We start from the raw sequence: 25254 nt of genomic DNA, 5'->3' as shown, positions 1-25254 counted from the left end.
CGCCCGAGGTCAGAGGTCGTACTCGACCACCACGGGCGCGTGGTCGGAGAACCGCTCGGCGTAGGTGGCCGCGCGGTCCACGGTCGCCCGCACCGCGGCGTCGGCCAGGTCCGGCGTGGCCAGCTGGTAGTCGATGCGCCAGCCGGCGTCGTTGTCGAACGCCTTCCCCCGCCAGGACCACCACGTGAACGGACCGGGTCCCTCGCCGCCGAGCTCGCGGCCGAGGTCGTGCCAGCCGAGGTCGTCGAACCAGCGGTCCAGGTACGCACGTTCGCGCGGGAGGAAGCCCGCGGACTTGAGGTTGCCCTTCCAGTTCCTGAGGTCGGCCTCGCGGTGCGCGATGTTCACGTCGCCCGCGACGACCGCGTAGCCACCCTGCTCGGCGATGTCCGCCAGGCGCCCGGTGACGTGGTCGAGGAACGCGTACTTGTCCTCCATCGACGGGGTGCCCACCGTGGCGGAGTGCAGGTAGGTGGACACCACAGTGATGCTCCTGGCGGGTGCGCCCTCGTGCGCCGGGAGCTCCAGGTCGGCCTCGACCCAGCGGCCGGAGTCGCCGGTGACACCGGTCTTCAGGCCGATCCGGACGGCAGTCATCGGCAGCCGGCTCGCGATGGCGACGCCGGCGCGACCCTTGGTCTCGCTCGCCTCGTGCGCCAGGTGCCACTCCCCCGCCGGCAGGTGGTCGGCAAGGATCTCGTCCGACGCCCGCACCTCCTGCAGGAGCACGACGTCCGGCGTGCGGGCCTCCAGCCAGGCACCCATGCCCCGCTTGTAGGCGGCCCGGATGCCGTTGACGTTCACGCTCGCGATGGTCAGCACCGGACCATCCAACAGCACGTCACCGACAGGTCCGGACCTACTCCCCGCGGTACGCGCGCTCGAGCAGGTCGACGTCGAGCTTGCCCATCGTCAGCATCGCGGCCATGGCCCGGGCGACCCCCTCGGCGTCGGGGCGGGACATGATGTCCTCCAGCTGGACGGGTGTGACCTGCCACGAGACGCCGAACTTGTCGACCAACCAGCCGCACTGGCTCGGTCGGCCGCCGTCGGCGGTCAGGACCTCCCAGAAGTGGTCGACCTCGGCCTGGTCCTGGCAGTCCAGGACGAACGAGAAGGCCTCGTCGAGCGCGAAGTGCGGGCCCCCGTTGAGGAACGTGGCGCGCAGGCCGTCGAGGGTCAGCTCGACGATGAACTCCGCCCCTTCGGCGACGTCCGGCGTGCCCGGCGGGGCCGTGACGACCGAGTGGATCGTCGTGCGCGGGATGACGTCGGCGTAGAACCGGGCGGCCTGGACGGCCTGGTCGTCGAACCAGAGGTGCGGACGGACGACACCCATGACTGAGCTCCCCTCCGACGGTCGGGGCCGACCGTCCTCACGGACAGCCTGGCCCCGACCGGGTGGCGGTGTCAGCCCAGGAGCCGCTCGGCGGTCTCGACGACGTTGGTCAGCAGCATCGCGCGCGTCATCGGCCCGACTCCGCCCGGGTTCGGCGACACCCACGAGGCGACCTCGCGCACGCCGGGATCGACGTCGCCGACGACCCGGCTCTTGCCGGTCTCCGGGTCGGTGGACCGGGAGACGCCGACGTCGATGACGACCGCGCCCGGCTTGATGATGTCCGCCGTGATGATCCCCGGCACCCCGGCGGCCGCGATGACCACGTCGGCGTTCCGGGTGTGCTCCGCGAGGTCCTCAGTACCCGTGTGCGTGAGGGTGACCGTCGCGTTGATCTCCCGGCGCGTGAGCAGCAGCCCGATCGACCGACCCACGGTGACACCGCGCCCGACGATGACGACGTCCGCCCCGCGCAGGTCGATGTCGTGCCGCAGCAGCAGGTCGATGATGCCCCGCGGCGTGCACGGCAGCGGGGACGTGACCGGCTCGTTGACGCGCAGCACCAGGCGGCCGAGGTTGGTCGGGTGCAGCCCGTCGGCGTCCTTCTCGGGGTCGACGAGCTCCAGCACCCGGTTGGTGTCGATGCCCTTGGGCAGCGGCAGCTGGACGATGAACCCGGTGCACTCCGGGTCCTCGTTGAGCCGCCGGACGGCCGCCTCGATCTCGTCCTGCGTGGCCGTGGCCGGCAGGTCCTCCCGGATCGAGGCGATGCCCACCTCGGCGCAGTCCTTGTGCTTGCCGGCCACGTACCAGCGCGACCCGGGGTCGTCGCCGACGAGCAGCGTGCCCAGCCCGGGCCGGACCGAGCGCGCCGCGAGCGCAGCGACGCGTTCGGTCAGCTCGGCCTTGATCCGGGCCGCGGTGGCGGTCCCGTCGAGGAGCTGCGCCGTCATCAGTACTGCTGCAGGTCGGAGTACAGCGGGAACGCGTCGGTGAGCTTCAGCACGCGGGCCTTGAGCGCCTCGAGGTCGGTCGACGCGCCGTTGATCAGGGCGTTCGCGATGATGTCGGCGACCTCCGTGAACTCGGCGTCGCCGAAGCCCCGGGTGGCCAGCGCCGGCGTGCCGATGCGCAGGCCCGAGGTCACGCGCGGGGGGCGCGGGTCGAAGGGCACCGCGTTGCGGTTCACGGTGATGCCGGCCGAGTGCAGGAGGTCCTCGGCCTGCTGGCCGTCCAGGTCGGAGTGCCGCAGGTCGACGAGCACCAGGTGCACGTCCGTGCCGCCGGTGAGCACCGAGACGCCGGCCTTCGCGACGTCCGGCGCCGACAGCCGCTCGGCGATGAGGCGGGCGCCGTCGAGCGTGCGCTGCTGGCGGTCCTTGAAGTCCTCGGTGGCCGCGACCTTGAACGCGACGGCCTTGGCGGCGATCACGTGCATGAGCGGGCCGCCCTGCTGACCCGGGAACACGGCGGAGTCGATCTTCTTGGCGTACTCCTCGCGGCTCAGGATGAAGCCCGAGCGGGGGCCGCCGATCGTCTTGTGCACCGTCGAGGACACCACGTCGGAGTGCGGCACGGGGTTCGGGTGCAGGCCGGCGGCCACCAGGCCCGCGAAGTGCGCCATGTCGACCCAGAGCTTGGCGCCGACCTCGTCGGCGATGGACCGGAACGCCGCGAAGTCCAGCTGGCGCGGGTACGCGGACCAGCCGCCGATGATCACGTCGGGCCGCTGCTCGAGCGCCTTCTCACGGACGACGTCCATGTCCACCAGGAAGGTCTGCGGGTCCACGCCGTAGGCGCCGACCTCGTACAGCTTGCCGGAGAAGTTGATCTTCATGCCGTGCGTGAGGTGGCCACCGTGCGCCAGCTCGAGGCCGAGGATCTTGTCGCCCGCGTTGATCAGCGCGTGCAGCACGGCGGCGTTGGCCGTGGCGCCCGAGTGCGGCTGGACGTTGGCGTGCTCCGCACCGAACAGGGACTTGGCGCGGGCGATCGCGATGTTCTCGGCGATGTCGACCTGCTCGCAGCCGCCGTAGTAGCGGCGGCCGGGGTAGCCCTCGGCGTACTTGTTGGTGAGCACGGAGCCCTGCGCCTGCAGGACGGCGCGCGGCACGAAGTTCTCGCTCGCGATCATCTCGAGCGTGCCCTGCTGGCGGGCGAGCTCACCGTCGAGGACGGCAGCGATCTCCGGGTCCAGCTGGGAGATGTTCTGATCCATCAGAGGGATCTGGTCGGCGCTCATGTGGCACTCCTGTCGGCAGTCAGCGTGTACGCGCGTCCGGCACCCGCACACTCGTGTGTGGTGACCGGGGGCCCAGGCGTCCGACCCATTGGTCTGCTGCTGCGTCGCTCCCCGGTGGTGACCCACCCGTTTCGCCAGTCGCGACGGGCACACCATAGCAAGCCTCACCACCGGCGTGCGGCAGGTGCTGTGGGCGGCTCCGGCCTGTGCACAGCCTCGACGATCGGCACCCCGATCTCTCCAGCGTCCCGCCCCGACGGCACCCGGTCGCCCGCCTGCCCGAGGAGGACGCGTGACCGATCCCGACGACTCGGTGGAGCTCCCCGGCGAGTGAACCCGGAGATCGGCGCCGTCAGTCGGTCGGTTCGCCGTCGCCCAGGATCTTGCGCAGGTACGCGTACGTGAGGTCGCCCGCGGTCTGGTCGTGCTGGTGCTCGTACCCGTGCTTGGCGTAGAGCGCGAGGTTCTGCACCGAGTCCCGGCCGGTGAACACCCAGACCTCCTCGATGCCCTCGGGCAGGTGCGGCAGGATCGCCATGAGCATCTGCGTGCCGAAGCCCTGTCCCTGCAGGTCGGGGGCCACGGCGAACCGGCCGAGCGTGGCCTTCGTACCCTCGATGAGCATCCGGATCGAGCCGACCAGGCGGTGCCCGTACCAGCCGCCGAGCGTGATGACGCCCTCGCGCTGCAGGTCCGCCTCGAGCTCCTCGAGCGTCTGCGTGAGCGGCGGGATGTGCGGGTCGCCGTACTGCTGAGCCTCCGTGACGAACGCCGCGCGGCGCAGCGTGAGCAGCTCGCCGGCGTCGTCGACGGTGACCGAACGGATCTCGAGGTCGGGCTGCGTCATGCGGCCCATCGTGTCAGCCGATCCGCACGACCACTACTCTCGGACCTCGTGTCCTCCGACTCACTCGACTCCACCCAGCCCGATCTGCCTGGCGGCACCCATTGGGTCCTCACCCTCTCCTGCCCCGACCGCCCCGGGATCGTGCACGCGGTCGCCGGGCTGCTGGCCGAGCACGGGGGGAACATCACCGAGTCGCAGCAGTTCGGGGACCCGCTGTCGGGGCTGTTCTTCATGCGGGTGCAGGTCACCGCGAGCACCCCGCGCGAGGAGCTGGAGGCCGCGTTCGCGCCGGTCGCGCGGCAGTTCGCCATGGACTGGTCGCTCGACGTGGTGGGCCGACCGGTCCGGACGCTCGTCATGGGCTCGACCGCCGCGCACTGCCTGAACGACCTCGCGTTCCGCCAGCGGTCCGAGAACCTGCCGATCGAGCTGGTCGCCGTGGTGTCCAACCACACCGTCCTCGAGCCGCTGGCCGACTTCTACGGCATCCCGTTCCACCACGTGCCCGTGACCGCCGCGACCAAGCAGCAGTCCGAGGCGCGGCTGCTCGAGCTGGTCGAGGAGCTGGACGTCGAGCTGGTCGTGCTGGCGCGCTACATGCAGATCCTGTCCGACGACCTGTGCCGGGCACTCCAGGGCCGGGTGATCAACATCCACCACTCGTTCCTGCCGTCGTTCAAGGGCGCGCGCCCCTACGCGCAGGCCCACGACCGCGGCGTCAAGCTCATCGGCGCCACCGCGCACTACGTGACCGGCGACCTCGACGAGGGCCCGATCATCGAGCAGGACGTGGAACGCGTCGACCACTCCCGCCACGTCGAGGACCTGGTCGCCCTGGGCCAGGACGTCGAACGCCGTGCACTGGCGCGGGCAGTGCGGTGGCACGCGGAGCACCGGGTGCTCCTCGACGGGCACCGCACGATCGTCTTCCGCTGAAACGCTTCGCGCCCTGACCTGCGGCGGCACGGTTCGACATGCTCCGAGGGACGATTCCGATAGAGCTCTCGCAACTATCGGTCGCACCTTCCGGAGGACACCGATGAAGCCGTCCCTGCGTCGCGCCGTCGCGGCCGCCACCACCCTCGCCCTCGGCGTCGTCGGCCTCGCGGTCGCCGCACTGACCACCGCGCCCGCCGCGCAGGCCGCCTCGCTGGTGAACGTCGCCAGCTTCGGCAGCAACCCCGGGCAGCTGGGCATGAGCCTGTTCGTGCCGGACTCGCTGCCCGCCAAGCCCGCCGTGCTCGTGGTGGTGCACTACTGCACCGGAACCGCGCAGGCGATGTACGACGGCGCGCAGTTCGACGAGCTGGCCACCCGCTACGGCTACATCGTCATCTACCCGCAGGCCAACAGGAGCGGCAGCTGCTTCGACGTCAGCTCGGCGCAGGCCCTCACGCACGGCGGCGCCAGCGATCCAGCGAGCATCGTGTCGATGGTCCAGCACGTCCAGCAGCGGTACGTGACCGACACCAGCAGGGTGTTCGTCACCGGTGTCTCGTCGGGCGCGATGATGACCGAGGTGCTGCTGGCCACCTACCCGGACGTGTTCGCCGCGGGGTCGGCCTTCGCGGGCGTCCCCGCCACCTGCTTCTCGACGACCTCGCCCCCGCCGGGAACCGCCTCGCAGGCACCCTGGAACAGCGACTGCTCGGGAGGTCGCCGCGTGCTGACCGCCCAGCAGTGGGGCGACCTGGCGCGCGCCGCCTACCCCGGCTACACCGGCGCCCGACCGCGGGTCCAGCTGTGGCACGGGTCCGAGGACACCACTCTCAGCTACGTGAACTTCGGCGAGGCGATCAAGCAGTGGACCAACGTGCTGGGCGTGAGCGCGACGCCGGCGTCGACCGACTCCCCCGCCAGCGGCCAGACCCGCACCCGGTACGGCGCGACCGGGGACCGGGCGCCGCTCGAGGCGATCAGCCTCCAGGGCGTCGGCCACAACCTGCCCGTGGACGCGGCCGGGGCGATCCACTTCTTCGGCCTGGACACGACGAGCATCCCGTCGCCCACCACGCCGGCTCCCACCACCCCGGTTCCCACCACCCCCGCACCCACCACACCCGCACCGACGCCGACGTCCTCGGGTGCCTGCACCGTCACCTACTCCGTGAACCAGTGGAACACCGGCTTCACGGCGAACATCACGGTCAGGTCGGCGGTGGCGCTCAACGGGTGGACGCTGACCTGGACCTACCCGTCGGGTCAGACCGTCACGCAGGCGTGGAGCTCGGTCACGACGCAGTCCGGGTCGGTGGTGACCGCGAAGAACGCCGCCTGGAACGGCGCGATCCCCGCGGGCGGCTCCACCCAGTTCGGCCTCAACGGCGCCTACTCGGGCACCAACACGGCCCCGACGAACTTCGCGCTCAACGGCACCATCTGCACGCGGGCCTGACGCCCCCGGCCGGCGGCAGCCGCTGGCGTTCGAGTTCGCGTTCGCGTGAAGACTTCGTTGCGCTCGGCGGAACGAAGTCCTCACGCGAGAACGGGACAGCTCGTTACGCGAGAACGGGGCAGGTCGGCGAGCACGGCGTGGCTCGGCCCTCCCACCCCCGGGAGCGCAGTGCGGTCGCCACCTGACCGGCCGTCTGGCAGGGCTCGGCCACCACGTGCTGCCATCGGTAGCGCAAGGTGATCTCGGATCGCTCGATCAGCACGGCGTTGTCGCGCCACGTGTCGAGGGCTGTGCGGCCGGACGGGTGCGCGAGCTGCCCGTCCAGCTCGATCCGCACTCCGAGCCCGACGTGCACGCGGTCGGCGCGGATCCAGCGACCGCCCGTCCGCTCGCGGACCTGTGGGCGCGCGACCGGCAACCGGTGGCGCCGTTCGACGTCCCGCACGTACCGGTGCTCGAGCGGGGACTCGACTCCCGTCCCCTCCTCCCCGAGCAGGCTCACGACGAGACCGCGGTGCCGGAGGAACCGCCGATCGCCCGCCTGGAGCAGGAGGCGGCCCGGCAGGACGCCGACGCGGACCGCCTCGCAGACGAGGCCGACGACGTCATCCTCGGACTCGAGCTCGTGCACGAGATCCAGCACCGTGTCGTCGACGCCGAGGGCACGGACTCGCCCACCTGCATACGGCATCGTCCGCCGGCGTCGGATCTCGAGGCCCGGCTGCGGGGAGACTGCGCGGCGGACCGGGATGCTGACGACGATCCGCGGTCCGGGTGTCGAGACGATCCCGTGCACGAACGCGGCCGAGGCGTGCGAGAGTGCGGCACCGTCACCGGCGTAGAGCAGGGCGCCACGCGCGCGCTGCCGCCAGGTGAGCGTGCCCGAGTGCAGGGCGACGACGCCGCGCCACAGCTGCTGCCAGTCACCGCGGGCCACTCGTCGTGACACGACCGCACGACCCACTCCCCACGCATGGAGCTGCGCGGACGTCACCACGGCCTCCTGCCGCACGACGGTGTCCCGCGCTGCGGCACTTAGCCGATGCGGGAGCCGCGCCGGACGCGGCGCATCGTGTCGGACGTCGCTCACGCTCGAGCGTCCCGCAGAAGCGGGACGGACGAACCGGGCCATCCACAGCCCGCAACCTCACACTCGGCCCAGCGCACGGTTCGCGTGAAGACCTCGTTGCGTTCCGCGGAACGAGGTCTTCACGCGAGCGACCACGATCGCGACCGCGTGCGGCGCGCGGTGCGGCCCCCCTCCGGCGGTTCGCGTGAAGACGTTGTCGCGTTCAGCGGAACGAGGTCTTCACGCGGACCGGGGGCCGGTGGTGGCCCACGGCGCGTCGAGCGAGTCAGGACTCGCGGGCGCGGCGCTGGAGGGCGTCGATGGTGACCGCGACGGCCAGCACCAGGCCGGTCACCACCAGCCGTGCCGACTGGTCCAGGTTCAGCAGGGTCAGCCCCGTGGAGATCGACTGCACGACGAGGATGCCCACGAGCGCCGACCACGCCGATCCGCGCCCCCCGAACAGGCTGGTCCCGCCGATGACGGCCGCGGCGATCGCGGTGAGGTTGGTGTCCCCGGCGCCGCTGCCCTGGTTCGCCGCCGCGAGGCGACCGACCGCGAGCACGCCACCGAGCGCGGCGAGCGTGGAGCACGCGACGAACACGGACACGAACACGCGACGGACGGGCACACCGGCCTTGCGGGCAGCCTCCGCGTCACCGCCGACGGCCCGGACGAACCGGCCCCAGCGCGTCCGGCGCAGCAGCAGGTCGGTGAGGGCGACGAGCCCGACGAACAGCGCGAAGACCGCCCCCACCCCGCGGTTGGTGCCGAGATAGGCCACGACGACGGACAGCACGGCCGCGAGCGCGACCACCCTGGCCACGACCTGCCACAGGGGCGCCACCGGCAGCTCCACCCGCAGGCGGCGCACCCGGTCGGTCGCCCGACCCGCCGCGTATCCCAGGACGACGAGCGCGACGATCACCCACGAGGTCGCCGGGGCCAGGAAGGCGGTCTGGCAGAACCGCACCAGCCACCACTCGAACGGCAGGTTGACGGACCCGGTGGGCCCGAGCACCCGCATCTGGAGACCCGTGACCACCAGCAGACCGGCCAGCGTGAACACGAAGCTCGGCACTGCCAGCCGGGTGTGCAGGGCGGCGTAGATGGACCCGACGAGGACACCGACGGCGACGGCGGCCAGGACCGAGAGCCACAGCGGCCAGCCCAGCTGCACGGAGCCGACGGCGACGACGGCCGCGGCCAGCCCGGACACGGCCCCGACCGACAGGTCGATCTGCCCGACGTGCAGCGTGAGCACCACGCCGAGCGCGATCACCCCGGTGGCGGCCGACTGCTGCGTGAGGTTGACCAGGTTGTCGCTGGACAGGAAGTGCGGGTTGAGCAGCTGGAACACGAGACCGATCAGGACGAGCACCACCGCGACGGGCAGCACGCCGAGGTCACCCGTGCGCAGGCGCTGCCAGGTGGTGGCGACGAGGCCCGAGTCCGCGACCACGGCCGTCATCTCGCGATCCCCGTCACGGCCGCCAGCAGCTCCTCGTAGCTGGTGCGCGCGGCGTCGAACACGCCGTTGACGCGACCCAGCCGCAGGACCACGATCCGGTCCGCCACGGCCTGCACGTCGGCCAGCGAGTGGCTGGTCAGCACCACCCCGTGCCCGCGCTCGCGCAGCCGCTCGACGAGCGTGAGGAACTCCGCCGTCTGGCGCAGCCCCAGGGCGGCGGTCGGCTCGTCGAGGACGATCACCCGCGGCTCCCCCAGCAACGAGCGCGCGATGGCGACCGCCTGCCGCTGACCGCCGGAGAGCGCGGCGACGGGCACCCGCACGGACGGCACGCGCGCGGCGAGCTGGTTGAGCAGCTCCCACGCGTGCTTCTCCATGGTGACCTCGTCGAGCAGCATCCCGCGCTCGGCCTCGTGCCCGAGGTACAGGTTCTCGACGACGTCGAGGTTGGCGCACAGGGCCAGGTCCTGGAACACCGCCGCGATGCCCAGCCCGCGCGCGACCGACGGGTCCGAGAGCGTCACGGGCTGCCCGTCGACCAGGACCTCGCCCGTGTCCGGGGCGAGCGCGCCGGTGAGGGCGCCGACGAGCGTCGACTTGCCCGCACCGTTGTCCCCGATGACGGCGACCACCTCGTGGGCGTGCACCTGCAGGTCGACGTCGACGAGGGCGCGCGCCGCTCCGTAGCTCTTGGACACCGCGCGCAGGGCGAGGATCGGCTCGCTCACGGCGCACCTCCGTCGAGCAGGCCCGCAGCGGCGCAGGCGTCGGTGTAGGGATCCACGCAGATCTCCTCGGTGGTGTAGACGCCGCCGTCGACGATGACGCGGTGCAGGTTGTCCAGGGTCACGGGCACGGGGCTGAGCAGCAAGGAGGGCACACCCGCCACGCGGGCGGTCGTGACCGGCACCTCGCCGCGCAGCACGCGGACGGCCAGCTCGGCGGCGGTGCGCGCCTGCTCGCTGATCGCCTTGTAGACGGTCATCGACTGGTCGCCGGTGACGATCCGCTGGATCGCCGCGAGCTCCGCGTCCTGCCCGGTCACGGGAGGCACGGGGTCCAGCCCGGCCGCCTTCATGGCCGAGATCGAGCCGCCGGCGGTCCCGTCGTTGGCGGCGTACACGGCATCGACCCGGCCCGCGTACTGCGTGAGCTGCCCGGTCACCCACTCCTGCGCCTTGTCCGGGCTCCAGTCGGGGGTGTCGTACGAGGCGAGGATCTCGATGGGCGCGTCGGCGAACGCGTCGGCGACGCCGGCTTCGAGCGCCGCCGAGTTCGGGTCGGTCGCCGCACCGTTGACCATGAGGACGCCCTGGGGCGGGTCGTCGGGACCGGTCCGGCCGGCGGCGAGCTCTCGGACCAGCGCCTCGCCCTGGTACCGGCCGATCCGACGGCTGTCGAAGGAGACGTAGTAGTCGAGGTCGGCGTCGGAGATGAACCGGTCGTACGCGATGACCGGCACGCCTCGGCGGTGCGCCTGACCGACGATGCTCACGGCCGCGGCGGCGTCGACGGCGTCGAGCACCAGCACGCCCGCGCCCTGCGTGAGCGCCGACTCGGCCTGCTGCTGCTGGGTGGCCGCGTCCTGGGCGGCGTTGGCGTACACCACCGTGCACTCGGGGCACCGGTCGCGGACCACCTTCTCGAACTCGGGGCGGTCCACCGCCTCGTACCGGGCAGTCTTCGACTCCGGGAGCAGCAGGGCGATGACCTGGTCGGAGGGAGCAGCGACCGTCGGCGCGGCCGCACACCCCGCGAGGGCGAGCACCACGGCCAGCGACGCCGTCAGCGCGCGGGTCACACGACCACCGCCCCGGCGCCGGCGATCGTCACCGTGTCGAGCGCCACCGCGAGCGCGCCGCGCACCTCGGCCGCGGCGCCCAGCTCCGCGCCGACCACGGGGACCGGACCGGCGGTGCTGGGGATGGTGCGCTGGGCGAGCGCGACGCGCAGGGGCTCGAGCAGCAGCTCGCCCGCGTCCGCCAGCTCCCCGCCGACCACCAGGAGCTCGGGGTCGAACAGGTTGCACACGCTCGCGGCGGCGACACCGAGGTGGTGCCCGGCGTCGGCGATCACGCGCCGGCACCCGGTGTCGCCGGCCTGCGCGCGGGCGATCACGTCGCGCAGCGTGAGGTTGCCGTGGCTCGGCCGCAGCATCTCCAGCAGCACGGGGGCGCCCACGTACATCTCGAGGCAGCCGCGGTTGCCGCAGCGGCAGACGGGTCCCTGGTCGTCGATCGTCGTGTGCCCGATCTCGCCCGCGGCGCCCACGCGACCGTGGAACACCTCGCCGCCGAGCACCAGACCGCCGCCGACCCCGTGGGACGCGCGCACGTAGACCACGTGCTGCTTCCCGCGTGCGGCGCCGAGGCGGACCTCCGCGAGCGCGCCCAGGTTGGCGTCGTTGTCGATGTACACGGGCAGGCCGAGGAGCTGGCCGAGCATCTGGGGCACCGGTGCACCGTCCCAGCCGCGCAGCATGCCCAGGGAGGAGAGCTGGCCGGTCCGCACGTCGACGGGCGCGGGCACGCCGACCCCGACGGCCAGCACCTCGGCCAGGGTGGCGTCGACCGAGTCGACCATCTCGGTGAGCAGCATGGCGGCCCGCTCGAGGCCCTGGTCGGCGCGGTGGTCGGGCGGCAGCGGCATGCGCTGCTCGGCGACGATGCGGTGCGCCACGTCCGAGAGGGCCACGCGCAGCGATCGCGTGCCGAAGTGCATCCCGGCGACGAGCCCGAGGTTGCGGGCGAGCGTCACCTGCTGGGCCCGTCGGCCGCTGCGCGACGTGGGGGCCGTGTGCAGGACGCCGGCGCTCGTCAGCTCTTTGACGATGTTGGACACGGTGGCTGGGGACAGGCCGGTGACGCCGGCCAGCTCGACCTGCGTGAGCGAGCCACGCTGCTGGACGGCGCTGACGATCCGCGCCCGGTTGGCTTCACGCAGTGAAGTCTGCGAGCCCGGTGTGACCCGGTCATTGCCCACCGGCGCAGGATACACAGCCGTCCGCCGCACCTCGGGTGGACCTGCGCGCGTACCGGCGGGCCGACCGCCGCGACCGTGCCGCTCCCGGCCCCGACCTGCGGCGACGGCGCAGAAATGCCGCAGACCAGGAGGTCTGCGGCGACCCGGACGACGTGACGTCTCCAGCGGGTGAACACCAGATCACGATTTGGCCACTCATGTGTTCACTTCTTGACTTCAAAGTCGCCCCGGCTATGTGATGTGACCCGGATCGGGGCGAGGCGCAACGCAGGGCCTCCGACCGATCGTCCGGCAGACGCTCCCGCTCCGCCGGGCGAGCACACGGGCCGCGGGACCCCACCCCCGGCCAGCAGCACCCATATCCACGGCAAAGAAGGCGTAGGAGTCACATGCGTACAGCACGCAAGTTCACCGCCATGGCCGCAGGTCTCGCCGTCGCCAGCCTCGCGCTGGCCGCGTGCAGCACCGGCAGCGGCAGCGATGACGAGACCGGCGGCACCGGCAGCGGCGACGAGGTGGAGGTCTTCACCTGGTGGGCCAGCGGGTCCGAGAAGCTCGGCCTCGATGCCCTCGTCGGCGTGTTCGAGACCCAGAACCCCGACGTCACGTTCATCAACGGCGCGGTCGCCGGTGGCGCCGGCTCCGCGGCCAAGGACCTGCTCCAGTCCCGCCTGCAGGCCAACGACCCGCCGGACACGTTCCAGGCCCACGCGGGCGCGGAGCTGACCGACTACATCAACGCCGGCCAGGTCGAGGACGTCTCGGCCCTGTACGACGAGTTCGGTCTGCGCGACGCCTTCCCGGCCGACCTGGTCGAGCGCCTCACCGTCGACGGCAAGATCTACTCCATCCCGTCGAACATCCACCGCGCCAACGTCGTCTGGGCCAACACCCAGCTCCTCACGGACTCGGGCCTCGACCCGGCCGCGACGTACGCGTCGCTCGACGACTGGTTCGTCGCGCTCGACGCCGTCAAGGAGAAGACGGGCCGCACGCCGCTCTCGGTGGCGACCACGTGGACCCAGGTCAACCTGTTCGAGACGATCCTCCTGTCCAGCCTGGGCGCCGACGGCTACAACGGTCTCTGGGACGGGTCGACCGACTGGGCCAGCCCCGAGGTCACCGACGCGCTCACCGACTTCGAGAAGCTCATGAGCTACACGAACGAGGACCGCGACGGTCTCGACTGGCCCGACGCGACGCAGCAGGTCATCGACGGCAACGCCGCGTTCAACGTCATGGGCGACTGGGCCGTGGCCGCGTTCGAGGAGGCCGGCAAGAAGGCTCCTGCCGACTACGTCTACATGCCGGTCCCCGGCACCGACGGCGTCTTCGACTTCCTCGCCGACTCCTTCACGCTGCCCGTCGGTGCCCCGCACCCGGCCGGCGCCAAGGCGTGGCTGAAGACGATCGGGTCGCTCGACGGCCAGGTCGCGTTCAACAAGGCGAAGGGCTCCATCCCGGCCCGCAACGACGCCAAGCCCGAGGACTTCTCGGAGTACCAGCAGTCCGCGATGACGTCCTTCGGTCAGGACACCATCGTCTCCTCGCTGGCGCACGGCGCAGCGGCCCCGGCCGCCTGGGCCAACGCGATCTCGGACGCCACCAGCAAGTTCACCACCGGTGGTGGCGACCTCGCCGGCTTCCAGGCCGACCTGGTCGCGGCCGCCGAGGCGAACGCCGGCTGATCCGGCTCACCGCATGACACGGTCCCGTCCCCGGCCCTGGCGATCCCAGGGCCGGGGCGGGGCCGCGTGCAGCGCCTGCTCGACCCGGGTCGGCTGATCCGACCGCCCGACCCGTCCGAACGCTCGTCACGACTCCAGGAGGCACGCGTGCCCCGACAGATCCGTAAGTGGGGGCCTCCCCTCCTGCTCATCTCGCCGACCCTGATCCTGCTCGGTGTCTTCGTGTACGGCCTCCTCGCGGTCAACGCGAACACGTCGTTCCGGGACATCCACAACGCCGCGCAGGCCAACGGCAAGGCGCCCGTGAGCTTCGTCGGCCTCGAGAACTACTTCACGCTGTTCGGGTCCGACTCGTTCCAGCACTCGCTGCGCAACCTGGTCCTGTACACCGTCGTCTTCCTGGCGGGCACGATGTTCTTCGGGTTCGTCTGGGCCTGGCTGCTGGACCGGCCCGTGCGCTTCGAGGGCGTCTTCCGCTCCATCTACCTGTTCCCCATGGCGGTCTCGTTCGTCGCCTCGGGCGTGGTGTGGCGCTGGCTGCTCAACTCCAACCAGGGTGAGAACGCCTCCGGCCTCAACCGGCTGTTCCAGATGATCGGCCTGCCGTTCCTCCAGAACAACTGGTGGAACAACGTCGACGTGGGCATCGCGGCCATCGCGATCCCCGCCATCTGGCAGCTGTCCGGCTACGTCATGGCCCTGTTCCTCGCCGGCTTCCGCGGCATCCCGGAGGAGCTGCGCGAGGCGTCGCAGATCGACGGTGCCAGCAGCTGGCAGACGTACCGCCACGTGATCTTCCCGCAGCTGAGCCCCGTCGCCCTGTCCGCGGTGATCATCGTCGGCCACATGTCCCTCAAGGCGTTCGACCTGATCATGTCGATCTCGAAGCCGGCCAACTACCAGACGAAGGTGCCGGCGATCGACATGTACGTGTTCAAGTCGAGCTTCGACTACTCGAACGCCGCGGCCGTCGGCGCGATCCTGCTGGTCATCGTCGCGGTGCTCATCATCCCGTACCTGGTGCACCTCAACCGGACGGAGAAGCACTGATGACCACCGTCACCCCCGCGGAGCTCACCGCTCCCCTCGGCCGCCCGGCCGGCCCCACCGCCGCGGTGACCCGCAGCAGGTTCTCGAGGGGCCGCACGGCCAAGTACGCGCTGCTCATCTTCTTCACGCTCCTCGTCCTGATCCCGGTCTACGTGCTGATCGTGACCAGCTTCAAGGGCCTGGGCGACGCCACCCCGGCGCGCGCCTGGAACCTGCCGCAGGTGTGGACCACGGAGAACTGGACCGCCGCCTGGACGGCGCTGTCGCCGTCGCTGTGGCGCACCTTCCAGATGGTGATCCCGGCCGCGATCATCTCCTCGTTCCTGGGGTCGATGAACGGCTTCGTCCTGGCGCGCTGGCGCTTCAAGGGTGCGGACATCGTCTTCACCCTGATCCTGTTCGGGATGTTCATCCCCTACCAGGCCGTGATGATCCCGCTGCTCCAGCTCATCCTGGGCGCCGGCATCCCCTCGGGCGTCCCGTCGCTGATCATCCTGCACGTGATCTACGGGCTGCCGATCACGACGCTGATCTTCCGCAACTACTACATGTCCATCCCCGAGGAGCTGGTCGAGGCCGCCCGCGTGGACGGTGCCGGGATGCTGCGGACCTACTGGTCCGTCGTGCTGCCCATCTCGATCCCGAGCTTCGTGGTCGTCCTCATCTGGCAGTTCACCTCGGCGTGGAACGACTTCCTGTTCGCGGTCTTCTTCTCCTCCAGCCAGAACGGCCCGGTGACCCTGGCGCTCAACAACCTGGCCAACGGTGCGCTGCTCACCAACTACGGCATCTCGATGGCGGGCGCCCTGCTCGCGTCGCTGCCGACGCTGCTGGTGTACATCCTGCTCGGGAAGTACTTCATCGGCGGCCTCATGTCCGGGTCGGTCAAGGGCTGACGCCCCTGGCGTGACCACCCGCCGCGGTCTCCGCAACCCGGCACAGACGAAGGGCCCGCGACAGTCACTGGTCGCGGGCCCTTCGTGTGCCTGGGGGTCAGCGCTTGCCGCCGCCGAGCAGACCGCCGAGGACGTCCCCGATCCCGCCCGAGGACCCGCCGAGCAGTCCGCCGAGGACGTCCCCGAGGCCGCCGCCCGAGCCACCCCCACCGAGCACTCCCCCGAGCACGTCGCCGAGCCCGCCGCCGCCGGACCCACCGCCCTCGGCCGCGCCGCTGGTCGTCGAGCCCGACCGCCCGGCCAGCTGCTTGGCCAGGAACGCCATGACGATCGGGGCGAGCATCGGGAGCACCTTGGCGATGATGGACTGGTCGGGCGTGCGCGAGTCGGAGCCGAGCGCCGCCACCACCTGGTCCTGGTTCGAGCCGAACACGTTGCGCACGATCTTGGCGCCGTCGTCGGTGTCCACCTGGTCCAGGTCGACGCCGCCCTCGACGAGCGCCGGGTCCTTGGTGCCGAGCGCCTTCGAGAGGGACGCGGCGCCGGCCGGGTCCTGCGCGTTCGCCTCGATCCCGCCCAGCAGGGCCGGGAGGGCGGCGGCGACGGCGCTCTGGGCGGTCGCGGTGTCCACCCCCAGCTTGGCGGCGAGCTGGTCGATCGGGATCGCCGCTGTCAGGTCGTCGAGGGCTGCCACGATGTGCCTCCTCCTTGAGGGCCGAGCCGGCGTGGTCGCGGGCTGCCGGGCCGCGCGTGCGGCATCCGCACACGAGCTCACCGTAGGGGGAGGTCCGGCGGGTCCGCACGACGACGGGGCAGGACCGGCACCCGGCCCCGCCCCGTCGTCACCTCAGGCGGTCACCGCCCCCAGTGCCACCCACCGTGGCCGTGGCCCGCCTTCTCGACGAGCACCGCGACCGTGCGCGGCGGGACGGTCACCGTGCCGGTGGCCTTGTCCCAGGTGGTGCCCTTGACCACGGGGTCGCTCCCCTTGGCCTGGACCGACGACAGTGTCAACCGGTGGCCGGACAGGTCGGGCACCGTCTGCGTCGTCGCCTCGTCGGACCCGTTGACCACGACCAGGACGCCGTCGAGCGTGCGGTCCACGTCCTTGGTCCAGCGCCGGGTCGTCGGGTCCCAGCCGGGCGCGTCGTCGATGGCCATGACCACGACACCCGGGTCGGCGTCCGGGCCGGAGCCCGGGAAGCTGACCTTCTGCTCGATCAGGTCCGCCGAGCCGAGCCGGAACAGCGGCGTGGAGAACCTCAGCCGCAGCAGGTCGTCCGCGGCCTTGGAGGCCGTGGCGATGTCGGCCGGCGTCGGCTTGAGCGCCGGGTCGGCCAGCAGCGGCTGCTGGATGGGCCACTTCGCGGAGTTGTCGGCCGCCGGGGGCAGACCGCGGCCGAAGCCGTTGTCCTGGCCGGACAGGTCGAGCAGGTTGAACCAGTCGCCGGAGTTGTAGCTGTTCCGGTCGAGCGACTTGCTCCGCAGCAGGTCGGCGCCCGCGTGCCAGAACGAGGGCGTCTGGGCCAGGGCCGTCGTCGCCAGCGAGACGGTGTTCATGCGCACGCGGTCCGCCATCGGGGTGTCCGTGGGCAGCTTGTACGTGAGCGAGTCCCACAGCGTCTCGTTGTCGTGGGCGTCGACGTAGGTGATGACCTCCTCCGGGGAGTCGGCGTACCCGGCCGGCTGGCCGTTGTAGTCGAGCTCCGCGCCGGTCTGCACCGTCCCCGCGCTCGTCAGGAACGCGTAGTCGCGCAGGTTGCCGGCCATGCCGAGGCGGACCAGGTCGGCATCGTGCGCCGCCCGGGCCAGCTGGACGGCCTCCGAGCCGTTGATGGCGTCACCGTTGGGGTCGGTACCGCCACCGGAACCGAAGCCCTGGATGCGGGGGTTCTCGTCGAACGGTCCCCCTCCGCGCACGGCGTCGCGCAGGCGGTCGGAGAACGTGCCGATGCCCGTGCCGCCCAGCTGACCCTGCGTGGCCTGCGTGAACAGCGCGTTGTCGGCCACCTCGCCGAAGTTCCAGCCCTCGCCGTACAGGTAGACCTTCTTGCCGTCGACGCCGTCCTTCTTCGGGGTCAGCCTGTCGAGAGCGGTCCGGATGGCCTCCATGTTCTCCACCGAGTGGTGGCCCATGAGGTCGAACCGGAAGCCGTCGACCTTGTAGTCACGGGCCCAGGTCACCACGGAGTCGACCATCGCCTTCTGCGCCATCTGGTGCTCGGTGGCGATGTTCTGGCAGCAGGTCGAGGTCTCCACGTTCCCGATCGCGTTGAGCCGCTGGTAGTAGCCGGGCACCACGCGGTCGAGCACGGACTGCGGCGACTGACCGCTGGCCGTCGTGTGGTTGAACACCTGGTCGAGCACCACCTGCAGGCCGTCGGCGTGCAGCGCCCCGACCATCGTGCGGAACTCGGCGACGCGTGCGCCACCGTCGGCGTTCACCGCGTACGAGCCCTCGGGGGCCGTCCAGTGCAGCGGGTCGTAGCCCCAGTTGAACCCGTCGGCGTCGGCCACGGCGGTCACGCAGGCCTGCTGCTGGTCGGAGTCCGGTGCGTACGACGCGAGGTCGCAGTCCGGGGTCTCCTGGAGCGCCTTGTCCTCCTGGATAGAGGCGATGTCGAACGTCGGCAGCAGGTGGATCGTCGTCAGGCCCGCCTTCTCGAGCTCACGCAGGTGCGTGCGTCCGGCGCCGTTGGTGGCGAACGCCAGGTACGTGCCGCGCTTGGCCGCCGGGACGGTCAGGTCGCTGATGGAGAAGTCCCGCACGTGCAGCTCGTAGATCGTCTGGTCCACGGGCCGCACGACCGGCTGCTTCGCCTTCTCCCACTGGGTCGGGCGGAAGGCCTTGTCGGCCAGGTCCACCAGCACCGAGTGCGTCGAGTTGAGCGTGAGCGCCACCGAGTACGGGTCCGTCACGCGGTTGACCTCCACCTGGTCGGTCGTCGGCGCGTACACCGTGACCTCCCAGAGGTAGCGCGCACCGGTCCAGGACTTCTTCCCGGGCACGGTCCAGGTGCCGTCCGCCTGACGCGTGGCGGCCACGCGCTGCTCGGTCGACGAGGTCCCCGGCCAGACCAGCAGCGCGACCTCCTGTGCCGTCGGCGCCCAGACGGCCAGCGACGGGACGCCCTTCTTCCAGGTGACGCCGAGGGTCCGCTCCTGGGCGTCACCGGCGTACACGTCGTCGAGCACGCCCGGGATCTGCACCCCCGTGGCCGCCTCGTAGGTGCCGTCGGACGCCGCCTGGGTGACCAGGAGCGCACCGCGCAGCAGGTCGGACGTCGGCGCGCCGTCGGGCAGGTGCAGCGCGAGGTAGCCGGTCAGCGCGGGGAACCTCGCGAGCTGCTCCGCCGTGAGCCCGGCCGGGTCGTAGGTCAGCGGGACGGGGTCGCCGTCGCCGCCCACCACTGCGCCGTCCTGGACCTTCAAGCCGCCGGTGGGCGAGGCGTGCAGCGCGAAGGTGCTCGCGGCGGCGTCGGGCGCCCAGGCCGCGGGCCACGCGATCGTGTCGCGGTCGATCCACTGCGCCTGCGCCAGCCCGGTACCGGGCAGCGGCGGGTCGGTGACCGTGATGGTCAGGACGTGCGTGGCCAGCACGTAGGAGAACGTGACGGGCTTGCCGCCCGGCGCCGAGAACGGGATGTTCCCCCCTGTCGGCGAACCGCCGGCGCCGTAGCTCTCGTCCCAGCTGAGGTTGTGCGCCGCCTTGGCCTCGTACGAGCCGGCCGGGAGGTCCGGCTCGGTGTAGGTGAAGGTCCCGTCACCGTCCAGGTCCTGCAGCCACGTCGCCATGCACCACGGGGCCCAGTCCTCGTCGCAGCCCACCTCGCTGTTGAACGAGCCCGGCACCGTGAGGATGGGGCCCTGCGCGGTGGACGAGAAGTAGTGCGTCGTCTCGTCGTAGTAGAACGTCACGGGTCCGGCCGTCGTGACGCTGTACGTCACGTTCGCGCCGCCCGGTGCGCCGCCGGCGCCGTAGTTCTCGTCCCAGGAGCCGTTGATGGCGACCTTGTACTCGTAGGTGCCGACGGGCAGGTCGAACGTGCCGGACCACACGCCGTCCGCGCGCTTGGTCAGCTGGTCCACCTCGCAGGCGGGCTCCCAGTCGCCCGCGCAGCCCATCTCGCTGTTGTGGCTGCCGGGCACGGACACCGACGTCGGGCTGACCGGCCCCGTGTCGGGGACCACGCCGTCGATGGCGACGCCGACGCTCGCGTAGGTGGACGCGGCGGACGCGTTCCCGGCGGCGTCCACGGTCACCGCTCGGTACTCCACCACGGCACCGTCCGGCAGGCCGGAGACCGTGTGGAACACCCGCGGCGACGTCGTCTCCGACGTGCCGAGCGGCGTCCACGCGTCGTCACCGAGCACGCGGTACGCGAAGGACGTCTGGCTCCAGACGTCGTCGGCCACGTCCGCGCCGACGGCGGCCTGCCCCGTCAGCCCGGCGCCCGGGGTGGGGGCGGTGAGCGTGATCGGTCCCGCCGTGGCGGGCGCAGCCACGGTCGTCCCGGCCTGGAGCACGACCGCGCTCAGGGCGGGGACCGTCACCGACACAGTGCCGTCAGCGGCAGCCGTCAGGCTCGTCGACGTGCCGTACAGCGGGGCGAACGTCGCGCCGGGCGTCAGGGTGTCGATCGTGACCGTCGCCGGGGTCGTCCCGTTGTTCGTCGCCACGAGGTGCTCGACCTTGTCGTCGGCGTCGACGCGGGAGAACGCGTAGACCGCGCCGTCGGCGTACCGCTCGATCTGGGCACCGTCCTGGAGCGCCGGGTGCGCGGACCGCAGGGCGGCCAGCTCGGCGATGTGGTCGTACAGCGCGGTGTCGGTGCCGTACCGGTCCACGGAGCCGACGGTCGTGCCGTCGAGCAGCGTCTGGTTGGCGTACTCGGGCACCTGCGTCGCGAACAGCGACTGCCGCGCGTCCTTGTCGCCGCCGGTGCCGACCCCCGCGAAGCCCTGCTCGTCGCCGTAGTACACGACCGGCTGCCCGCGCGTGAGGTACATGAGGGAGTGCGCCAGCTCGGAGCGCTGCTCCGGGTTGCCGGCGTCCTTGACGACGTAGCCGATGCGGCCCATGTCGTGGTTGCCCAGGAAGGTGGGCAGCGCCTGCGCGTTCGTCGTCGGGGTGGTGTACATGTCGTCGCCCGCGTAGAGCGCCTTGAGGCCGCCCGCCGAGAAGCCCTTGGCGTAGTTGGCGGCAGCCGACTGGAACGTGAAGTCGAGGACCGCGTTCATGTCGCTGTCGCGCAGGTACGGGGAGAGCTTGGCGGGGTCGGCGTCGTACACCTCGCCGAACATGAAGAAGTCGGGGTTGCCGACCGAGGTCGCGTGGTCGCGCACCGCGGTCGTGAACTTCTCCCAGAACTCGAAGTTCACGTGCTTGGCGGTGTCGATGCGGAAGCCGTCGACGCCCAGGTCCACCCAGTCGTTGTAGACGTCCACGAATCCGTCGACGACCGCGGGGTGCTCGGTCATGAGGTCGTCGAGCCCGGTGAAGTCGCCGTACGTGACGGACTCCCCGACCCAGGTCGAGTCGCCTCGGTTGTGGTAGAGGGTGGGGTCGTTCAGCCAGCCGGGAACCTTGACGTTCTCGTCCTCGGGCGCGATCACCGGCGTGTACGGGAAGCTCGTCGCGGCGTCCATCGTCGGGAACGAGTCGGTGCCCGCGTAGGTCGCGGGGTCGAACTCCGTGCCGCCGGCGTCCGTGTACGGGCTGGTGGCCTGGTCGATGTAGCCGTACTGGCCCTCGGTGTAGTCGATGACGTCGGCCGTGTGGTTGGTGATGATGTCGAAGTAGACCTTGATGCCGCGCGCGTGGGCGTCGGCGATCAGCGCCTCCAACTCGGCGTTGGTGCCCAGGTGCGGGTCGATCTGCGTGAAGTCGGTGATCCAGTACCCGTGGTACCCGGCGGACGCGTTCGCGCCCGTGCCCTGCACCGCGCGGTTCTTGAACGACGGGGTCAGCCAGATGGCCGTGGTGCCCAGGCCCTCGATGTAGTCCAGCTTGCTGTGCAGGCCTGCCAGGTCACCGCCCTCGTAGAAGCCCTTGTCCGCGGGGTCGAACCCCGTGGTCAGCCGGTCGCCCGTGAGCCCGCCGGTGTCGTTCGCGTCGTCGCCGTCGGCGAACCGGTCGGTCATCACGAAGTAGAACTGCTGGTTCGCTCCAGGGTCGCGCACGGGGGTCGCGACGAGCGCGTCGTCCGCCGGCGTGTAGCCCGCGCCCAGGTCCAGCGGGGTCAGCGCGATCCGGTGCGTGGTGTCGTCGTAGGTGAACCGCAGCGTCGACGGGCCGGCGATCACGAGCGGGATGTTGTTGTTGTCTCCCGTTGTCCCGTTCTTGCCGTACGCCTCGTCCCAGCTGTCGTTGATCGCGACCTTGTACTCGTACTCACCGGCCGGCACGGTGAAGTCCGCGGCGTACACCCCCGCCGTAGTGGTGGGGGCGAGGTCCGTGGCGTTGCAGTCGGGCTGCCAGTCCCCCGGGCAGCCGAGCTCGCTCTGCAGGCTGCCGACGAGGGCGACGGTGCGGTCGGCGGCTGCGGCGGGGGTTCCGACGGCGGCGACGAGCCCGATGCCCGCGACCGCGAGGGCAGTCAGCGCGGCGAAGGCTCGAGACAGGGGGCGGACGGGGGCGTCGGCGGGCGACATGGCGACTCCTTCGTCTCCCCGCACGTCGATGTGCGAGGCAGGTGTCGCCGACCGTATCCGCTTGCAGCAACTTGCAGCAAGAGATACGGGCGATTCCGCAGTCTTGGGATGGTTCGGGCTAGACGGTCACCGGGTTCGCCAGTGCGGCCAGCAGGGCCGCCGAGTCCGCGACCGCGCCGAACACGCCGCCCTGCATCGTCACCATCTTCAGCGCGGCCAGGTAGTTGCCGTAGTCCGTGGCGCCCGTGCAGTCGGACAGGAGCAGGCACTCGTACCCGCGGTCGTTGGCGTCGCGCATGGTGGTGTGCACGCAGACGTCGGTGGTGATGCCCGTGAGGATGATGTGCGTGATCCCCCGGTTGCGCAGGATCAGGTCCAGGTCCGTCGCGTAGAACGAGCCCTTCCCCGGCTTGTCGATGACCACCTCGCCAGGCAGGGGCGCCACCTCCGGGACGATCTCCCACCCGGGCTCGCCGCGGGTGAGGATCCGGCCGCACGGGCCCAGGTCCCCGATGCCGGCGTCGATCCGCCGCGAGCGCCACAGCTTGTTGGCGGGCAGGTCGGACAGGTCGGGACGGTGGCCCTCACGCGTGTGGATGATGTGGAAGCCCAGCTCACGTGCCACCTCGAGCATCGCCGCCGTGGGCGCCAGGCCCGCCCGGGTCAGCTCCAGGTCGTAGCCCATCGCGGCGACGTATCCCCCGGGGCCGCAGAAGTCCTGCTGCCAGTCGATGTTGAGGACGGCCGTCGTCTCGGCGGTGAACGTGCCGTCGTAGGGCCAGGAGTAGGGGTCCGCGACGACAGGCCCGTACGCCACCGTCGTCGTCGTGAGCTGGTCGGTCATCGTGCTCTCCTCGGGTCAGCGCAGGGCGGGCTGGGGTGCGAGCGCTTCGACGACGTCGGTGGAGTACCCCACCGCGCCGAAGATCCCGCCGGACATCTCGATGCTGGAGATCGACGCGGCCACCAGGGACGGGTCGATCGGCACGCAGGCGTCGACGACGAGCAGGCACTCGTAGCCGCGGTCGTTCGCATCGCGCAGGGTCGAGTGCACGCAGGTCTCCAGGCCGACGCCGACGACGACGAGCCGTCGGGTGCGGCCGGTGCGCAGGACCAGGTCGAGGTCGCTGGCGTAGAAGCCGTCGATCCCACCGGCCTGCATCTCGAGGTCGGCCGGGAGCCCGTGCGGGTGGGGGCCCGCATCCGAGTCCGGAGCCGGCGCCGTCGTGCGGACGACGATGACCCTGCCTCCCGCCGCCCGTACCGCCGAGGCGAGGGGCTCGACCGGCGCGGCGAGCACGCAGTCCCCCGCCGGCAGGACGACGAGCAGCGCGGTGCGGGTGCCGTCGAGGTCGCCGTCGAACGGCCACGGGTAGGGCGTGGTGCCGGTGACGTGCATGGGGTCCCCTCGGGTGGAAGCCCGGGGCCGGCTCGCACGAGCCGGCCCCGGGGACGGTCAGGAGACGGTGCCGGTCACGCCCTGGACGAAGTAGTCCATCTGCTCGATGGTCTCGATCGGCGGGGTCTCGCCGTCGGCCACCGTCACGGTCCCGTCCTGCGCGGTGACAGGTCCGGTGAAGGGGCTGCCACCAGCCTCCAGCTCCTCGGCAGCCGCGGCGATGAGGGCCTTCGTCTCGTCGGACACGCTCGGCCCGAACGCGGAGGCGACGAACGGGTTCTCGCCGCTGGCCATGTTCGCGCGGTAGTTGCCGTTGTACTCGCTGCCGGTGAAGCCGCCGCCGATCGCCGTCTGCACGATGTCCGTGTACAGCGGGCCCCAGTTCCACTCGGAACCGGTGAGCCAGCCCTCGGGTGCCAGCGACGACGCGTCCGCGTGGTAGCCGACGGTGAAGGCACCGGCGGCCTCGGTCGCCTCGATGATCGTCTTGGTGCAGTCCTGGTGCTGCGTCATCACGTCGACGCCGGAGCTGAGCAGCGACGCCACGCGGTCGGCCTGCGTGGCCGGGTCGCACCAGCTCGTGGTCGACACCGCGGTCACCTCGACGTCCGGCCGCACCGACTGCGCACCGAGCGTGAACGCGTTGATGTTGGCCAGCGTCTGCGGGATCGGGATGGCGTAGATGTAGCCCAGCTTCCCGGTCTGCGTCGCGGCCCCCGCGGCGATGCCGGCCAGGTAGACCGGCTCGAACACGCTGCCGAAGTAGGTCCCCATGTTCGCCGGCGCCGGGTCGAGCAGGCCGCCCTGGTGGACCACGACGACCTCGGGGTGGGCGTCGGCCACCTGCTTGGCCGCGTCCAGGTGGCCGTAGCTGGTGGCGAAGATGATCGTCGCCCCCTGCGCGACCATGCTCTCCATCGTCGTCGCGGCCGTGTCGTCCTCGGGGATGTTGTACGCCTCGAGGACCTCGAGGTCGGGGAACTCGCCGCGCAGCGCCTCGACGCCCTGGAAGACCGCCTGGTTGTAGCCGAAGTCGTCCTTCGGCCCGACGGCGATGACTCCGACCTTCGTGGCGTCCGCCCCGGGTGCGGAGTCGCCGGCCGGAGCGGAACCGTCGGCCTCCGGGGTGCTGACGGCGGGGCTGCACGCGGCGAGGACCGCGACCACCGCCGCGACGAGACACACGCGTGCTGTTCGGGTGAGGCGCATGGTGATCCTTCCG

20 protein-coding genes and 1 riboswitch are annotated in these 25254 nt (G+C 71.5%); of the genes, 5 read left to right on the top strand and 15 right to left on the bottom strand.

The window, feature by feature from the left end; all coding sequences use genetic code 11:
* Positions 1-9: 9 nt before the first annotated feature.
* From HP550_RS13365 to HP550_RS13345, 5 genes are all read right to left on the bottom strand, one after another.
* Positions 10-822, bottom strand: a complete 813-nt coding sequence (locus tag HP550_RS13365) for an exodeoxyribonuclease III (protein WP_175348147.1) — start codon at positions 820-822, stop codon at positions 10-12.
* Between the two features lie 37 nt (positions 823-859).
* Entirely contained in the window at positions 860-1339 is a 480-nt protein-coding gene (locus HP550_RS13360; RefSeq protein WP_175348146.1) for a VOC family protein, read from the bottom strand.
* Between the two features lie 71 nt (positions 1340-1410).
* On the bottom strand, positions 1411-2292 hold the full coding sequence (locus HP550_RS13355; RefSeq protein ID WP_175348145.1) for a bifunctional methylenetetrahydrofolate dehydrogenase/methenyltetrahydrofolate cyclohydrolase: 882 nt from the start codon (positions 2290-2292) through the stop codon (positions 1411-1413).
* Positions 2292-3581: a serine hydroxymethyltransferase gene (gene glyA / locus HP550_RS13350; protein WP_281362194.1), complete on the bottom strand. Its 1290-nt coding sequence runs from the start codon at positions 3579-3581 to the stop codon at positions 2292-2294. The genes HP550_RS13355 and glyA overlap by 1 nt, the downstream gene beginning before the upstream one ends.
* Positions 3582-3644: 63 nt before the next feature.
* A riboswitch (ZMP/ZTP riboswitch) is annotated at positions 3645-3733 on the bottom strand.
* Between the two features lie 200 nt (positions 3734-3933).
* A complete protein-coding gene (locus HP550_RS13345) occupies positions 3934-4428 on the bottom strand; it encodes a GNAT family N-acetyltransferase (protein ID WP_175348144.1) in 495 nt (164 codons plus the stop codon).
* Between the two features lie 48 nt (positions 4429-4476).
* Between HP550_RS13345 and purU the strand changes: the two genes are divergently transcribed.
* Entirely contained in the window at positions 4477-5364 is an 888-nt protein-coding gene (gene purU / locus HP550_RS13340) for a formyltetrahydrofolate deformylase (RefSeq protein ID WP_343048164.1), read from the top strand.
* Between the two features lie 103 nt (positions 5365-5467).
* On the top strand, positions 5468-6823 hold the full coding sequence (locus tag HP550_RS13335; protein ID WP_175348143.1) for an extracellular catalytic domain type 1 short-chain-length polyhydroxyalkanoate depolymerase: 1356 nt from the start codon (positions 5468-5470) through the stop codon (positions 6821-6823).
* Between the two features lie 103 nt (positions 6824-6926).
* Here HP550_RS13335 and HP550_RS13330 read toward each other — a convergent pair whose 3' ends face one another.
* The 5 genes from HP550_RS13330 to HP550_RS13310 all read right to left on the bottom strand — a co-directional run bounded on the left by HP550_RS13330 (position 6927) and on the right by HP550_RS13310 (position 12345).
* On the bottom strand, positions 6927-7772 hold the full coding sequence (locus HP550_RS13330) for a hypothetical protein (RefSeq protein WP_210768028.1): 846 nt from the start codon (positions 7770-7772) through the stop codon (positions 6927-6929).
* A gap of 406 nt (positions 7773-8178) precedes the next feature.
* On the bottom strand, positions 8179-9363 hold the full coding sequence (locus HP550_RS13325; RefSeq protein WP_175348141.1) for a sugar ABC transporter permease: 1185 nt from the start codon (positions 9361-9363) through the stop codon (positions 8179-8181).
* Positions 9360-10091, bottom strand: a complete 732-nt coding sequence (locus tag HP550_RS13320; protein ID WP_343048163.1) for an ATP-binding cassette domain-containing protein — start codon at positions 10089-10091, stop codon at positions 9360-9362. Before HP550_RS13320 ends, HP550_RS13325 begins: the two co-directional genes overlap by 4 nt.
* Positions 10088-11164 (bottom strand): substrate-binding domain-containing protein, encoded by a 1077-nt coding sequence (locus HP550_RS13315; protein ID WP_175348140.1) that lies wholly within the window; start codon positions 11162-11164, stop codon positions 10088-10090. Before HP550_RS13315 ends, HP550_RS13320 begins: the two co-directional genes overlap by 4 nt.
* Positions 11161-12345 (bottom strand): ROK family protein, encoded by a 1185-nt coding sequence (locus tag HP550_RS13310; RefSeq protein WP_175348139.1) that lies wholly within the window; start codon positions 12343-12345, stop codon positions 11161-11163. Before HP550_RS13310 ends, HP550_RS13315 begins: the two co-directional genes overlap by 4 nt.
* A 389-nt stretch (positions 12346-12734) precedes the next feature.
* Between HP550_RS13310 and HP550_RS13305 the strand changes: the two genes are divergently transcribed.
* The 3 genes from HP550_RS13305 to HP550_RS13295 all read left to right on the top strand — a co-directional run bounded on the left by HP550_RS13305 (position 12735) and on the right by HP550_RS13295 (position 15979).
* A complete protein-coding gene (locus HP550_RS13305) occupies positions 12735-14033 on the top strand; it encodes an ABC transporter substrate-binding protein (protein WP_175348138.1) in 1299 nt (432 codons plus the stop codon).
* Positions 14034-14180: 147 nt separating this feature from the next.
* Entirely contained in the window at positions 14181-15083 is a 903-nt protein-coding gene (locus tag HP550_RS13300; protein WP_175348137.1) for an ABC transporter permease subunit, read from the top strand.
* Positions 15083-15979, top strand: coding sequence for a carbohydrate ABC transporter permease (locus HP550_RS13295; protein WP_175348136.1), 897 nt, complete (start codon positions 15083-15085; stop codon positions 15977-15979). The genes HP550_RS13300 and HP550_RS13295 overlap by 1 nt, the downstream gene beginning before the upstream one ends.
* A 97-nt stretch (positions 15980-16076) precedes the next feature.
* Here HP550_RS13295 and HP550_RS13290 read toward each other — a convergent pair whose 3' ends face one another.
* The 5 genes from HP550_RS13290 to HP550_RS13270 form a co-directional block, all read right to left on the bottom strand.
* A complete protein-coding gene (locus HP550_RS13290; protein ID WP_175348135.1) occupies positions 16077-16673 on the bottom strand; it encodes a DUF937 domain-containing protein in 597 nt (198 codons plus the stop codon).
* A 161-nt stretch (positions 16674-16834) separates the two neighbouring features.
* On the bottom strand, positions 16835-22633 hold the full coding sequence (gene pulA / locus HP550_RS13285; protein WP_175348134.1) for a pullulanase-type alpha-1,6-glucosidase: 5799 nt from the start codon (positions 22631-22633) through the stop codon (positions 16835-16837).
* A 118-nt stretch (positions 22634-22751) separates the two neighbouring features.
* Entirely contained in the window at positions 22752-23477 is a 726-nt protein-coding gene (gene biuH / locus HP550_RS13280) for a biuret amidohydrolase (RefSeq protein ID WP_175348133.1), read from the bottom strand.
* A gap of 15 nt (positions 23478-23492) precedes the next feature.
* Positions 23493-24032: a cysteine hydrolase family protein gene (locus HP550_RS13275; protein ID WP_175348132.1), complete on the bottom strand. Its 540-nt coding sequence runs from the start codon at positions 24030-24032 to the stop codon at positions 23493-23495.
* A gap of 57 nt (positions 24033-24089) precedes the next feature.
* The gene (locus HP550_RS13270) at positions 24090-25241 is read right to left on the bottom strand and encodes a BMP family ABC transporter substrate-binding protein (protein ID WP_175348131.1); all 1152 of its coding nucleotides are present in this window, start codon (positions 25239-25241) and stop codon (positions 24090-24092) included.
* Positions 25242-25254 lie beyond the last annotated feature (13 nt).

This window comes from Cellulomonas humilata, assembly GCF_013359775.1.
GTDB lineage: Bacteria > Actinomycetota > Actinomycetes > Actinomycetales > Cellulomonadaceae > Cellulomonas > Cellulomonas humilata.
Note: the sequence above shows the minus strand (reverse complement) of the source record. Positions and strands in the feature narration are given on the sequence as shown.

Excerpts from the sequence above, each read along its gene's own strand:
- biuH (WP_175348133.1), bottom strand. The coding sequence starts at position 23,477 with ATGACCGACCAGCTCACGACGACGACGGTGGCGTACGGGCCTGTCGTC.
- HP550_RS13295 (WP_175348136.1), top strand. The coding sequence starts at position 15,083 with ATGACCACCGTCACCCCCGCGGAGCTCACCGCTCCCCTCGGCCGCCCG.
- HP550_RS13345 (WP_175348144.1), bottom strand. The coding sequence starts at position 4,428 with ATGACGCAGCCCGACCTCGAGATCCGTTCGGTCACCGTCGACGACGCC.
- HP550_RS13360 (WP_175348146.1), bottom strand. The coding sequence starts at position 1,339 with ATGGGTGTCGTCCGTCCGCACCTCTGGTTCGACGACCAGGCCGTCCAG.
- HP550_RS13305 (WP_175348138.1), top strand. The coding sequence starts at position 12,735 with ATGCGTACAGCACGCAAGTTCACCGCCATGGCCGCAGGTCTCGCCGTC.
- glyA (WP_281362194.1), bottom strand. The coding sequence starts at position 3,581 with ATGAGCGCCGACCAGATCCCTCTGATGGATCAGAACATCTCCCAGCTG.
- pulA (WP_175348134.1), bottom strand. The coding sequence starts at position 22,633 with ATGTCGCCCGCCGACGCCCCCGTCCGCCCCCTGTCTCGAGCCTTCGCC.
- HP550_RS13355 (WP_175348145.1), bottom strand. The coding sequence starts at position 2,292 with ATGACGGCGCAGCTCCTCGACGGGACCGCCACCGCGGCCCGGATCAAG.
- HP550_RS13270 (WP_175348131.1), bottom strand. The coding sequence starts at position 25,241 with ATGCGCCTCACCCGAACAGCACGCGTGTGTCTCGTCGCGGCGGTGGTC.
- HP550_RS13325 (WP_175348141.1), bottom strand. The coding sequence starts at position 9,363 with ATGACGGCCGTGGTCGCGGACTCGGGCCTCGTCGCCACCACCTGGCAG.
- HP550_RS13335 (WP_175348143.1), top strand. The coding sequence starts at position 5,468 with ATGAAGCCGTCCCTGCGTCGCGCCGTCGCGGCCGCCACCACCCTCGCC.
- HP550_RS13275 (WP_175348132.1), bottom strand. The coding sequence starts at position 24,032 with ATGCACGTCACCGGCACCACGCCCTACCCGTGGCCGTTCGACGGCGAC.